Origin of the sequence: Saccharomonospora iraqiensis subsp. paurometabolica YIM 90007, assembly GCF_000231035.2 — a bacterium.
GTDB classification, from domain to species: Bacteria; Actinomycetota; Actinomycetes; order Mycobacteriales; family Pseudonocardiaceae; genus Saccharomonospora; species Saccharomonospora paurometabolica.
In genome coordinates, this window is the sequence record NZ_KI912258.1 from 9,683 (window position 1) to 22,148 (window position 12,466).

Below are 12,466 nucleotides of genomic sequence, written 5' to 3' on the forward strand. Positions count from 1 at the left end.
CCTCGTGCGGGGTGGCGGCGTACGGGACCGCCCGTGGCTCCCGTGGCGCCTGTGCTGCGGGGGGTGTCTGTGCCGCGGGGGGCGCCTCGGCGGCTCCCCGGTCCTCCCAGGCCAGCCGTTCGAGTACCCACTCCTGGGCCAGCGCGCCGGGGGAGGTGCCGCGCTCGGCGGCGAGGTCCCTGAGCTGCTGGCCCGCGGCAGGGGTCAACCGCACCTGGTGGACGTCCGCCTCGCCGAACCGGCGTCCCGAGCCGGTGCTCTCCGGGTCGGTCTCCGGGGCGAGCGCCGCGAGGTAGCTGGACAGTTCGTGGTCGTCGACGTCCCGGTCGGCGGCGGCCCCGGACGAGGCGTCCCGGTCGTCGCGGCTGCCGCGGTCGTCCCGGTGCGGCGGTGTGTGCGCGGCCCTGCTCTTGCTGCGGCCGCGTCCGAATGCGGGAAGTGGCACGACCACACGATAACGGTCGTGTCTCGACAGGGGTCGCGGTGTGTCGTGCCCCACGTCGGGGCGTCGTGCCCGCCGGGCCGCCCATCACATGGAGAGGCCCCCGCGCCAGGGGGAGGAACGCGGGGGCCCGGAGGGGATCTCCACAGGCGCTGACCGGGGGTGTGTCAGCACCCCGATTCTTACACGACGATCCGCCGGATCGCGAGTGGTACAGCGGGAAAAATCGCCGGACCTGTCACCGTCCCGTTGCCGGACGTTCACCGACAGAGCGCTCGATCGGGTGTCTCAAGGCACGCACCGTGACGTCCAGTTCACTCTCCGGGCGGCTATGGGGTGTCTCCACTGATCGTTAGCCTCGTCGGCCACACCAACGAGGCCCCGGGAGGAGCCATGGGCAGGTCGGCGGAGATGCGGCAGTTTCTCCTTCGCTACGAGGGAGAAGGGCAGAGCGCGCGGTACGGGGGTGTGCCGACGCAGCGGGCCGGGGTGTCGGAGGCTCCACGGGTCTCGGACGATCAGGTGCGCCGCGCCCGGGTCGCCGTCGCCCAGGGTGCCCACGACGCCCGGGACTGCGCCGAACTGCTGGAGATGCTGGGGCTGGCCCCGGACGAGGAGGGCAACCACCCGGTGCAGCGCTGACCCCGGCCGTCGCGGGCCGGGGAATGACCCGTTCGGCGGAACCCGGTCGCGCGGGGCCGCCGGGACGGGAAGCCGCCCAGGTGCACACCCCCTGATCGTGCACCTGGGCAGGCGACAAAATACTGTCCGGAACCGCCTCCGGGCAATCAAATGACGCCTCTGGCCGGGCTTCGACCGGAAAATCTCTCATCACGGCCGACAGGACCGCAGAGTTTTCGTCACGCCGATGAGTACGCGGGCGTCGCCCCCGGGGATGGCACCCGGTCGTCCGGCCCCCCGGTCGTCCGGTGTGGAACCGGCCGCCGGCCTCGGCGGGGAGCAGGCGGACGGCGACCGGGGCCTCCGCGGGTGGGGCACGACTTGTCGCAGGTCAAAGGAGGGTTCGCGAGTTAAGTGACCCCCCTTTGAAAGGGGCTCGACGGGTGTCCTAGACTGGTGATCGCTCCCAGGGGATGACCTGGAAGCGCGGTCGGTAGCCGAACCGACTGGGCTCCCATCGTCCAGCGGCCTAGGACTCCGCCCTTTCAAGGCGGCGACGCGGGTTCGAATCCCGTTGGGAGTACGGAGAACTGAAAACGGTACACAGCATGGCCCTGTGGCGCAGTTGGTCAGCGCGCCGCCCTGTCACGGCGGAGGTCGCGGGTTCAAGTCCCGTCAGGGTCGCCAAGGCGTTCGGTCCTGCACCGGCGTTTCGGCCAGGTAGCTCAGTTGGTACGAGCGTCCGCCTGAAAAGCGGAAGGTCGGCGGTTCGATCCCGTCCCTGGCCACCCGGTTGACCCGCAACCGCCCCGCCCCGATCCGGTCGGGGCGGTTTTTTCATGTCCGGACCTTCCCGTCCGAGCGCTGCCGAGCCCGGCAGGGCAGGCCACCAGACGAAGGGGTTCCGCCTCGCCTCAGGGGGCGTCCTCATCGCCGATCAGCGCGATCACCCGGTCCTGCGTCAGGCTGCTGAGACTCGCCGGAGCGCCCTTCGCGCTGCTCCGCGGAAGAGGCGGTCGGGTGTAGTATGCTAGCTGTCTCACGTGCCGTAGGGGCGAGGACATGCTTTTCCGGTGGCAGGCAGACCAGTTGCGCAGGATGCCTAAGGTGTACAGTCTGTCGCTCACCGTAGACCTGAGTCCGGGGGCGTCCGATGACCATCCTGTGGAATCGGACGATGGTACGGAGCACTTTCTCCCGGATGTGTCGCGGGGCACTCGCAACCCCCTGAAAGCTCGCTGCCAACTCCGGTACGGGCGAGACCTCGTACTGGTCCGTCTGTGCACCACAGGCAAGCACGGTAATCCTGACGGTGTACAGATCGGAGCTCCACACCTGCATCTCTACCGGGAGAGCAGCGGCACGAAGTGGGGGGATGTTCCAGCGGGTGTGATCGAGGCGTTCGAGAGGTATTCGGTCACCGCTCGTGCGTGGTCCTCCCGTGAGGAGTTGCTCGACCGCCTCGCTTCATGAACCAGGGACCCGACCGTTTCGTGCTTCGGGCGGAGCGTGCTGGTCCTTATGGGTGAATGAGCGATCCGGTCAGAGTCCGGTGACGATGAGGGCGGTGTCGTCCTCGGTGGGGCGGTCGGTGAGGAGGTCGGCGAGCAGGGCGTTGGCGAGCTCGTCGGCGGCGAGCGTGGCGTGGTCGGTGAGGCTCCGCCGGAGCCGGTCCAGGCCGACATCGAGCACTTCGCCCCGGCGCTCGACGAGCCCGTCGGTGTAGAGCACGAGGACCGAGCCGGGGGCGTAGGTGTATCGCGCCTGCGGTCGGGTCCGGTGGAGCGGGCCGACGGACAGGGGCAGGGACAGGGCCTCGTCGAGTGCGTCGACGCCGCCGTCCGGCCGCAGCAGCATGGGTGGCAGGTGGCCCGCACAGCCGTAGGTCAGGGTGTGCGCGTCGGTGTCCACGGTGACCTTGGCGACCGTGGTGCCCAGCGCGCCGTCGATCGACCGGGCGTACCGGTCGAGCATCGCCAGAGCGCTTCCCGGCCGGTCCGGGTCCGCCCGGATCAGTGCGCCGAGTGCGCTGCGCAGCCGACCCATCACGGCCGCGGCGCGCAGGCCGCAGCCGACCACGTCCCCGACGGCCGCGGTGAGCCTGCCCTGCCCGAGTTCGACGAAGTCGTACCAGTCACCGCCCAGGTTCGAGCCGCTGAGCGCCGGGCGGTACCGGGCGGCCATCCGCTCGGTGACCGTCGCCGGCCCCGGCATCATGGCCTCCTGCAGGGTCAGCGCGGTCTCCCGTTCCCGGGTGTAGTTGCGCACCAGCCCGGTGGTGTCCACCGGGCAGATCACCAGCCGGTCCACCGCGCCGTCCCGGTCGAGCACCGGGACACTCACCAGTCCCCAGTACCGTTCCTGGTAGTCGCCGGTGCGCGGGGTGGCGATGTCGTAGCGCACCAGCGGCAGCGTGTCCGGTCGGCCCGTTTCCAGTGCCCGGTGCAGCGATGCGGACACGCGCTGCGTGTCCGTGCGGTCCGCCCCCTCGGGATGGCCGGGGAAGACGTCGAAGAAGTAGTGATCCAGCAGCTCGTCCCGGGCCCGCCCGGTCACCCACATGTACGCCCAGTTGACCTCCCGGATCACCAGGTCGGGGCTGAGCACGGCGTACGGGCTCGAATAGGGACTCGAAAACGTGGCGGCGACGTCGTGCGCGGCCATCTCGCGCCTCTCGCTTCACTGGGGCATCCGGCGTCGACCGGTGCTGATTCCCGGATAGCCCCGGTGTCGTCCCGGCAAACCGTGCCGGACCCGGGTCAGAGGTCGACGGCCGCCGACACGGACCGCATCGTGGCGACGACGGTGCGCACGGCGGTGGGCGCCGGATCCCGCCGCGCGGCGAAGGTGTCGATGTCCAGGCTCCGGCCCTCGGCGTCCCGGTCGGACACGGGGATCCAGCTCCAGTCGGGCAGGTGCCGGGTCGCCGACAGGTGGGTCACCAGTACGGCGTCCACTTCGGACGCCAGGGCGATCAGCCAGCTGTGTTCGGAGAAGCGGCGGAACAACCATTCCGTCCCGGCGCCCGCGGCGGTCGAGGCGGCCTGCATGCGGCTCACCTCGACGTCCACCTCGCCCGCGGCGTGGGCCATCACCCGGGCGCCGTCGAGGTCGGCGAAACGGATCGTGTCCCGGCCCGCCAGGGCCGAACCCGGCGGCACGGCGACACCGATGCGCTGGGTGAACAGTTTCTCGCAGTGCACCTCCGAGGCCTCGGTGTGCAACAGCCCGATGTCGATCAGCCCGTTCTGCAGCAGTTGGCGTTGTTCCTCGGTGGTGGCCTCGTGCAGGGACAGCCGCAGCGACGGTGCCCGCCCGGCCAGGGTGTCGAGCAGCGTGAAGCCCCACGGCTGGGGCAACCCCTGCGGCACGCCGACCCGCACCAGCCGCACCTGTTCACCCGCCGTGCGCACCACCTCGGGGATGCGTTCGACCTGCTCGAACACGGTGTCCAGGTGGTCGAGCAGGCCGAGACCCGCCGGGGTCGGCTCCACGCCCTGCGGGGTGCGTTCGAGCAGGGACTGCCCGAGTTCCCGCTCCAGCGCCATGATCTGCCTGCTCAGTGACGGCTGCGTCATGTGCAGGATGGCGGCCGCCTTGCTGAACGACCGCACCTCGGCGACCTTGCTGAAGTAGGTCAGCTGCCGCAGTTCCACGCGACCAGCCTAGGCGCGTGTGCCCCCGTGCCCGCCCGAGCCGGTCGACCGGCCGCTATGCGCTGCGGGCATAACCCCCGGAGACATCCGGTATTGGACGGCAGACCGGGGGAGCGGTCAGGGTCACACCCAACAGATGTGAAGACGCTGTTTCGGGTGATGAACCAGCTCCGGCTGTAGTGAGGTGGAACGGGATGTCCACGGACTTCGACGTCGTCGTGATCGGCGGTGGCGCGGCGGGGATCGCCGCGGCCGTCGGCGCGGCGCGGTCGGGTGCGTCGGTCTGTGTGATCGAGCAGTACGGGTTCCTCGGCGGGGCGGCCACGAACAGTTCCGTGCTCACCCACTGCGGCTTCTTCGACCAGACCGGCACCCAGGTGGTGGCCGGGGTCGGGCAACAGGTGCTCGACCGCCTCGACGAACGCGACCTCTACCGCACGCAGACCATCGCCGACACCGGCAACACCGTCGTGCTGCTCGATCTGGAGACCACCAAGAGCGTCTACGACCGGGTGGTGGCCGACGCGGGGGTGACACTGCTGCTGCACAGCAGGCTGGTCTCGGCCACGACCGAGGACGGGCGGATCACCGGGGTGGAGATCGTGCACCGCGGCGGCCACCGGCACCTCACCGGCCGCGCCTTCGTCGACTGCAGCGGGGACGGCGCGCTCCTCGCGGAGTCCGGCTCGGCGGTGCGGCTGTCCGCCCCGGAACGCAGGCAGGCGTGCACGCTCGTGATGCGCGCGGGTGCGGTCGCCGACGGCGCCGACCTCAGCCCGGCCGGGATGGCCGCCGCGGTGGAGAAGTACCGGACCGAGACCGGCCGCACCCTGGTGCGGGACAGCGGGATCGCGGTGCGGATGCCGGTCAGCGGCGAGATCATGCTGCTGCTGGCCGACCAGCACCGTGACGTGCTCGACGTCGACGACCTGACCGAGGCCGAGATCCGCGCCCGGGAGCTGAGCTGGCGGTACCTGGAGGCGTTCCGTCGCCACCTGCCCGGGTGGGAGTCCGCCTTCCTCGCCTCCACCGGCCCGCAGATCGGCATCCGCGAGGGCCGCAGGCTCGCCGGGCGCGACGCGGTGTCCGCCGACGACGTCTCCACCGGACGCCGCAGGCCGCACGACGCGGTGGCGCGGTGCGGGTGGCCGATGGAGAAGCACGTCGCCCCCGGGGTCACCGAATACGGTGGGATCCGGGACAAGGGCTGGTACCACATCCCGTACGGGGCGCTCTGCTCCGAATCCACCGACAACCTCTGGGCGGGCGGCCGCCTGGTCAGTTCGGACGACTCCGCCTACGCCTCGCTGCGCGTGATGGGCACGTCGTTCGCCACCGGGCACGCCTGCGGTGTGGCCGCGAGCGTCTACGCCGCGGGCGGCACGCACGACTACACCGCCGTCCGCCGGGAACTGGAGCGGCAGGGGGCGTTGATCTGATGACCACCGACCGGACCACCACCGACGACCGGACCACCACCGCCGGGCCGCACGGGCGCCCGGACCGGATCGCGTTGACCGGCGCGGCGGGCTCACTGGCCACCGACGTGCTGCCGGGGCTGACCGACCTCGGGCACCATGTGGTGGGAGTGGACCGGAAGCCGGCGACCGACACGGCCGCCGCCGTCTGCCAGGACTGGGCCCACTGCGAGATCACCGACATCGACGCCCTGGTCACCGCGTTCACTGGAAGCGACGCGGTCGTCCACCTGGCGGGCATCCCGCTGGAGGCCGACTGGGAGACGGTGTCCCGGGTCAACATCGACGGCACGCAGGCGGTCCTGGAGGCCGCACGCCGTGCGGGGGTGCCCCGCGTGGTGCTGGCAAGCTCCATCCACGCCGTGGGCTACGTCGCCATCCCCGCGGACGGCGGGACCGTGCCGGACGACGTGCCCGCGCGGCCGAACACCTTCTACGGGGTCAGCAAGGCCGCGGTGGAAGCGCTCGGGAGTCTGTACCACGACCGGTACGGCCTTGAGGTCGTGTGCCTGCGGATCGCCTCCCGCTTCGCCCGGCCGCGCGACGAGCGGATGCTGGCCACCTGGCTCTCCCCCGCGGACGCGGTGCGGCTGACCGACGCCGCACTCCGCGCACCCGGGATCGGATTCCGGGTCGTGTGGGGGGTCTCGGCCAACAGCCGGGGCTACCTCTCCCACTCCGGCGGCGCCGCGATCGGCTACACCCCGGTCGACGACGCGGAACGGTATGCGGACACGCTTTTCGCCGAGGCCGGGGACGATCCCTCGGTGCTCGCCTCCGAGGAGGACCGTCGGTTCCTCGGAGGGGTCTTCTGTTCGGAGCGCCCTCCGATGTTTGAATGGTGATTTCGTTCGGGCGGTTCTCCCCTCCCGGCCAGAACGGTTCCGCCGACTCGATCAAGGATTGTTCATGACCACATCCCCCACGACACGAACCACGTCCGACGACGCCTTCGTCGTCGAGAACGTGTCGAAGATCTTCGTCGGGAAGAGTCAGGTCCAGGCGCTCGACGACATCGATCTCACGTTCGAGAAGGGGTCGTTCACCTGCATCGTCGGCCCGTCCGGCTGCGGGAAGTCGACCCTGTTGCGCATCCTCGGCGAGCTGGAGACCGCCTCGGCGGGACAGGTCCACAACAATCTCCCGAAGGGAAAGGTCCCCCGTTCCGCGTTCGTTTTCCAGGATCACGGCGTCCTGCCGTGGTTCACCGTCCTGCAGAATGTGGCCTTCGGTGAGCAGATGGCCTCGGTCGGTAAACGGGAACGTGAGGAACACGCGCGGCACTGGATCTCCGAGGTCGGCCTGACCGGATTCGAACAGGCCTATCCGCACCAGCTCTCCGGCGGGATGCGGCAGCGGATCGCGATCGCCCGCGCGTTCGCGACGGGGTCGCCGTCCCTGCTGATGGACGAGCCGCTGGGTGCGCTGGACGCGCAGACCCGGATCCTGATGCAGGAGCAGCTGGTCGGTCTGTGGGAGGCCGAGCGCAAGACCGTCGTGCTGGTGACGCACGCGATCGAGGAGGCGCTGCTGCTCGGCGACCGCATCGTGGTCATGTCGGCGCGGCCGGGCCGGGTCAAGGAAGTGATCGACGTCCCGTTCGGCAGGCCGCGCAGTGTGGAGATGGAGACCGATCCCGAGTTCGCGCGGATGAAGCAGGACATCTGGGAGTCGCTGCGGGATGAAGTTCAAGCATCGTTGAGGTTCTCATGACACAATCACTGACGCGGGACTCGACCGCGGCCGGGTCCGACGACGCCCTGCGGCGCGCGGTGGAGCGGGAACACCGCAGGCACCGGTTGTTGCGGACACGTGATCTCGCGCTCGCCGTGCTCACCCCGCTCGTACTGCTCGCGCTGTGGGAGGTCGCCGCCGCGACCGGAATGCTCGACGCCCGGCTGTTCACGCCGCCGAGCGAGATCCTTTCCCGCGGCTGGGAGATGATCTCCACGGGTGAACTGTGGGTGCACGTGTACTCCACCGTGGGGCGGCTGCTCACCGGCTTCGCGCTCGGTGCGGTGGTCGGGATCGCCGTGGGGCTGGTGATGGGCGTGTCCCGACCGTTGCGGGCGGCGTTCGGCCCGACCTTCACGGCGTTGTACGCACTGCCGAAGATCGCGATTCTCCCGCTGCTGCTGTTGATCTTCGGGTTGACCGAGACGCCGAAGGTGCTCTCGGTGGCGATCTCGGTGTTCTTCGTCGTGCAGATCAACACGCTCGCGGGCATCACGCAGATCGACGGACGGATCCTCGAGGCCGCGCGGGCCTACCGGGCCACCGGCTGGCGGCTGTTCCGCTACGTGCTCCTGCCCGGCGCGACACCGTCCATCATGACCGGCCTGCGCGTATCGGCGGGCATGGCGGTGATCGTGGTGACGGCCGTCGAGTTCGTCGCCTCGAACAACGGACTGGGGTACCTGATCTGGAACTCGTGGCAGTTGTTCCAGCCACAGACGATGTTCGTCGGACTGATCACGGTCTCGATCATCGGCGCTGTGGTCACCGGGCTCATCATCCTGTTGGAGCGGGCGTTGCTCCCCTGGCAGCACTCCGGCGGGCCCCGAAAAAAGGGAAGGAAACAATGAGGAAACTGACGGCGATGGCAGCGACGATGCTGCTCGGTGTCGGCTTGTCCGCCTGCGGCGCCGGCGGTGACACCGCGGGCGGCGGCGGGGACGACACCGTCGACGTGGGATACGTGCAGCTGTCGATCTTCTCGCCACTGTTCGTGGCACAGGAAAAGGGCTACTTCGCCGACGAAGGCCTGAAGGTCAACCTGGAGAACGTGAAGTCGGGCCAGGACGCGATTCCGCTGGCCGCCAGCGGGAAGCTGGACACCGTCCTCGCCGGGTTCTCCGCGGGGATGTTCAGTTCGATCAACACCGGACTGGACGTCGAGGTCGTCGGCTCGATGGGCGTGCAGCCCGAGGACCGGGAGCGTCCGCCGTCGGCACTGCTGGTGCGCCAGGAGCTGATCGACAGCGGGGAGTACTCCTCCCTGGCGGACCTGAAGGGCCGCACGATCGGCGTGCTCGGCGGTGAGGGTGCGACGAGTGCCCACTACGTCGGGATGGCGCTGGAGGAGGCAGGTCTGTCGCTGGACGACGTGAACTTCACCCAGGTGTCCAACCCGGACATTCCGACCGGTCTGCAGACCGGGGGCATCGACGCGGGCTTTGCCGCGGCGCCGTTCTGGGAGATGGCCGTGGAGGACGGGGTCGCCGAGAAGGTCTGGACAACGCCGGAGGGGACCTCCGGCACGGGCATGATCTACGGCGGTGAGTTCTCCGACAGCGAGAACGGGCAGAAGTTCTTCGACGCCATGGCCCGGGCGGCCCGGGACCTCCAGGGTGAGCAGCGCTACTCCGAAGAGAACCTGCGCATCATCGCCGAGGCCACCGACCAGAGCGTCGAGGACGTCAAGTCGACGCCGCTGTACACGTGGCTGCCCGACCTGGCGCCGTTGCCCGACCAGCTCGCCACGATGGAGCGGACCTGGATGAAGCTGGGCGCGCTGGAGTACGACCAGCCGCTCCCGCAGGAGGAGTACGTCAACACGACCTTCTCGGACAACGTCGACGCCGGGCAGGACGGCTCGGACGGGTCCGCGGGCTCCGACGGATGAGCCCGTGACCGGTTGAGCGCGCGAGGGCCGTGGGTCGACGGAGCACGTCGCCCACGGCCCTCCGTCATGGCGCACAGGGCTACAAGGAGTCGGTCGACCGCTACGAGAACGCGAGGCAGCTCGCGGAGCGGTACGGCGCCGAACTCCAGGACATCTACGGGACGCCGGGCGGGCCCTACGATCTCGTCGCCGTGGTGCGCCACGACGATGTCCGGAAGGCCACGGCCTTCCTGATGGCCGTGCAGTCGATGGGCAATCTCCGCATCGAGGCGGTGCACGGTTACGGGCCGGACGAGATGCGCGACCTCATCGCCCTTGGCGGGTAGCGCCGGACGGTCGCGGTGGGTTGGCGCGGGTGGGCGCCGCGACACTACGCTCGGCGGGCGTCGGTAAGGGATCGTGTCGGGGGGAGGGCGCCGCGTGGGTGAGCGACCCGGACGGGGACGGGTGGCGCTGCTGGCCACGTGCCTGACCGACACGCTGTACCCGGACACCGCCAAGGCCGTCGTCCGCCTGCTCGAACGGCTCGGCTGCGCGGTCGACTTCCCGCTCGAACAGACCTGCTGCGGGCAGCTGCACTACAACACCGGCTATCACGACGACGCGGAGCCGTTGGTCCACCGGTACGCCGAGGTGTTCGCCGGATACGACCACGTGGTGGCGCCATCCGGGTCGTGCGTGGGCACCGTGCGGGAGATCCACCCGAAGCTGGGCGGGAACGACCCGGCCGTGCGGCGCACCTACGAACTCAGTGAGTTCCTCGTGGACGTGCTGGGGGTGACCGACGTCGGCGCGTACTTCCCGCACCGGGTGACCTACCACCCCACCTGCCACTCCCTGCGGATGCTCGACGTCGGGGACCGTCCGCTGCGCCTGCTGCGCGCGGTGCGCGGCCTGGACCTGGTCGAACTGCCCCGGGCGGAGGAGTGCTGCGGCTTCGGCGGTACGTTCGCCCTGAAGAACGCCGGGACGTCCACGGCGATGCTGGCCGACAAGATGCGCTGCGTGCAGGACACCGGCGCCGAGGTGGTCACGGCGGGCGACAACTCGTGCCTGATGCACCTCTCCGGCGGCCTGACCCGCCTGCGCACCGGCGTGCGCAGCGTGCACCTGGCCGAGATCCTGGCGAGTACGGAGGAGCAGCCGTGGGTCGCAACCCCGTGACGTGGCTGGGCAGCCCGACGTTCCCGGACGCGGCGCACACCGCGCTGGCGGACACGCAGCTACGGGGGAACCTGCGCCGGGCCACGACGACGATCCGGGGCAAGCGCGCCGCCGCCGTCGCCGAGCTGGACGACTGGGAGGAGCTGCGCCGGGCCGGTGCGGCGATCAAGGACGACGTGCTCGCGCACCTGGACACCTACCTGGAGCGGCTGGAGGAGGCCGTCACCGCGCGCGGCGGGACGGTCCACTGGGCGCGGGACGCCGAGGAGGCCAACCGGATCGTGCTCGACCTCGCGCTGGCCCGGCGGGCCGAGGAGGTCGTCAAGGTCAAGTCGATGGCCACCGCGGAGATCGGGCTGAACGAGCACCTCGAAGCGGGGGGCGTCCGCCCGATCGAGACCGATCTCGCCGAGCTGATCGTGCAGCTCGGGCACGACCGGCCCTCGCACATCCTCGTCCCCGCGATCCACCGCAACCGGGCGGAGATCCGGGAGCTCTTCCGCAGGGAGATGCCGGAGGAGGCGCCCGACTCCGACGACCCGGCCGAGCTCGCCGAGGCCGCCCGCCGGTACCTGCGGCGCAAGTTCCTCTCCGCGACGGTCGCCGTGTCCGGCGCCAACTTCGCCGTGGCCGACACCGGGTCCGTGGCGGTGGTCGAGTCGGAGGGCAACGGCCGGATGTGCCTCACCCTGCCGGACACGCTGATCACCGTCATGGGGATCGAGAAGGTCGTGCCCACCTGGCGGGACCTGGAGGTGTTCCTCCAACTGCTGCCGCGGTCATCGACCGCCGAGCGGATGAACCCCTACACCTCGATCTTCTCGGGGGTGACCCCCGGCGACGGGCCGCGTGAGTTCCACCTGGTGCTGCTGGACAACGGGCGCACGGCCACGCTGGCCGACGCGGTCGGCAGGCAGGCGCTGCGCTGCATCCGGTGTTCGGCCTGCCTGAACGTCTGCCCGGTGTACGAGCGCACCGGCGGGCAGGCGTACGGGTCGGTGTACCCGGGTCCGATCGGGGCGATCCTCGCGCCCCAGCTGGACGGGGACCTGACCGATCCGCAGACGGCGTCGCTGCCGTACGCCTCGTCGCTGTGCGGGGCCTGCTACGAGGTCTGCCCGGTGCGGATCGACATCCCGGAGGTGCTCACCCACCTGCGGGGCGAGGTGGTGCGGGCGCGGAGCAGGCGGACCCCCGAGGCGCTGGCCATGTCCGGCGCGGGCTGGGTGTTCCGCGACCGCCGCCGGTACGAGGCCGCGCAGCGGGCCGGGTCGCTGTCCCGCCTCCTCGCCGGCCGGGACGGGCGGATCACCAGTCTGCCCTGGCCCGGGTCGAAATGGACGTCCACCCGCGACGCCCCGGCGGTGCCGAAGGAGTCGTTCCGCGCGTGGTGGAGGCGCACCCGTGGCTGAGGCGCGCGAGGAGATCCTGGGCCGGATCCGGGCGGCGCGCGGAGGCGGACCGGGGCCGGTGCCGCGTG

At 70.6% G+C, this 12,466-nt stretch carries 13 protein-coding genes and 3 tRNA genes; 13 read left to right on the forward strand and 3 right to left on the reverse strand.

The window, feature by feature from the left end:
- A partial coding sequence (locus SACPADRAFT_RS33265) for a hypothetical protein (protein WP_407690029.1) occupies positions 1 to 445 on the reverse strand: 445 nt, incomplete at its 3' end.
- A gap of 390 nt (positions 446 to 835) precedes the next feature.
- Here SACPADRAFT_RS33265 and SACPADRAFT_RS0219250 point away from each other — a divergent pair.
- The 5 genes from SACPADRAFT_RS0219250 to SACPADRAFT_RS34530 all read left to right on the forward strand — a co-directional run bounded on the left by SACPADRAFT_RS0219250 (position 836) and on the right by SACPADRAFT_RS34530 (position 2,536).
- A complete protein-coding gene (locus tag SACPADRAFT_RS0219250; protein ID WP_007024795.1) occupies positions 836 to 1,084 on the forward strand; it encodes a hypothetical protein in 249 nt (82 codons plus the stop codon).
- 489 nt (positions 1,085 to 1,573) lie between these two features.
- Positions 1,574 to 1,646, forward strand: a tRNA-Glu gene (locus SACPADRAFT_RS0219255).
- Between the two features lie 27 nt (positions 1,647 to 1,673).
- Positions 1,674 to 1,750, forward strand: a tRNA-Asp gene (locus SACPADRAFT_RS0219260).
- Positions 1,751 to 1,777: 27 nt separating this feature from the next.
- Positions 1,778 to 1,851, forward strand: a tRNA-Phe gene (locus SACPADRAFT_RS0219265).
- Between the two features lie 274 nt (positions 1,852 to 2,125).
- Positions 2,126 to 2,536, forward strand: coding sequence for a DUF6978 family protein (locus tag SACPADRAFT_RS34530; RefSeq protein WP_407690030.1), 411 nt, complete (start codon positions 2,126 to 2,128; stop codon positions 2,534 to 2,536).
- Between the two features lie 69 nt (positions 2,537 to 2,605).
- Here the strand turns inward: SACPADRAFT_RS34530 and SACPADRAFT_RS0219270 are convergent, their stop codons facing one another.
- A complete protein-coding gene (locus SACPADRAFT_RS0219270) occupies positions 2,606 to 3,727 on the reverse strand; it encodes a PP2C family protein-serine/threonine phosphatase (RefSeq protein ID WP_007024794.1) in 1,122 nt (373 codons plus the stop codon).
- 95 nt (positions 3,728 to 3,822) lie between these two features.
- Positions 3,823 to 4,719: a LysR family transcriptional regulator gene (locus tag SACPADRAFT_RS0219275; protein ID WP_007024793.1), complete on the reverse strand. Its 897-nt coding sequence runs from the start codon at positions 4,717 to 4,719 to the stop codon at positions 3,823 to 3,825.
- Positions 4,720 to 4,913: 194 nt separating this feature from the next.
- Here SACPADRAFT_RS0219275 and SACPADRAFT_RS0219280 point away from each other — a divergent pair, with 194 nt between their 5' ends.
- The 8 genes from SACPADRAFT_RS0219280 to SACPADRAFT_RS0219315 all read left to right on the forward strand — a co-directional run bounded on the left by SACPADRAFT_RS0219280 (position 4,914) and on the right by SACPADRAFT_RS0219315 (position 12,398).
- Positions 4,914 to 6,158 (forward strand): FAD-dependent oxidoreductase, encoded by a 1,245-nt coding sequence (locus tag SACPADRAFT_RS0219280; RefSeq protein ID WP_007024792.1) that lies wholly within the window; start codon positions 4,914 to 4,916, stop codon positions 6,156 to 6,158.
- Complete coding sequence (locus tag SACPADRAFT_RS0219285) at positions 6,158 to 7,042, forward strand: NAD-dependent epimerase/dehydratase family protein (protein WP_007024791.1); 885 nt, start codon at positions 6,158 to 6,160, stop codon at positions 7,040 to 7,042. Before SACPADRAFT_RS0219280 ends, SACPADRAFT_RS0219285 begins: the two co-directional genes overlap by 1 nt.
- A 64-nt stretch (positions 7,043 to 7,106) precedes the next feature.
- On the forward strand, positions 7,107 to 7,910 hold the full coding sequence (locus SACPADRAFT_RS0219290; protein WP_007024790.1) for an ABC transporter ATP-binding protein: 804 nt from the start codon (positions 7,107 to 7,109) through the stop codon (positions 7,908 to 7,910).
- Complete coding sequence (locus SACPADRAFT_RS0219295) at positions 7,907 to 8,782, forward strand: ABC transporter permease (RefSeq protein WP_007024789.1); 876 nt, start codon at positions 7,907 to 7,909, stop codon at positions 8,780 to 8,782. Before SACPADRAFT_RS0219290 ends, SACPADRAFT_RS0219295 begins: the two co-directional genes overlap by 4 nt.
- Before the next feature lie 14 nt (positions 8,783 to 8,796).
- On the forward strand, positions 8,797 to 9,822 hold the full coding sequence (locus SACPADRAFT_RS0219300) for an ABC transporter substrate-binding protein (protein ID WP_233357217.1): 1,026 nt from the start codon (positions 8,797 to 8,799) through the stop codon (positions 9,820 to 9,822).
- A 29-nt stretch (positions 9,823 to 9,851) separates the two neighbouring features.
- Complete coding sequence (locus SACPADRAFT_RS0219305; RefSeq protein WP_007024787.1) at positions 9,852 to 10,148, forward strand: GYD domain-containing protein; 297 nt, start codon at positions 9,852 to 9,854, stop codon at positions 10,146 to 10,148.
- A gap of 121 nt (positions 10,149 to 10,269) precedes the next feature.
- Complete coding sequence (locus SACPADRAFT_RS0219310) at positions 10,270 to 10,986, forward strand: (Fe-S)-binding protein (RefSeq protein WP_028662599.1); 717 nt, start codon at positions 10,270 to 10,272, stop codon at positions 10,984 to 10,986.
- Positions 10,968 to 12,398 (forward strand): LutB/LldF family L-lactate oxidation iron-sulfur protein, encoded by a 1,431-nt coding sequence (locus SACPADRAFT_RS0219315; RefSeq protein ID WP_007024785.1) that lies wholly within the window; start codon positions 10,968 to 10,970, stop codon positions 12,396 to 12,398. The genes SACPADRAFT_RS0219310 and SACPADRAFT_RS0219315 overlap by 19 nt, the downstream gene beginning before the upstream one ends.
- The last annotated feature ends 68 nt before the right edge of the window (positions 12,399 to 12,466 follow it).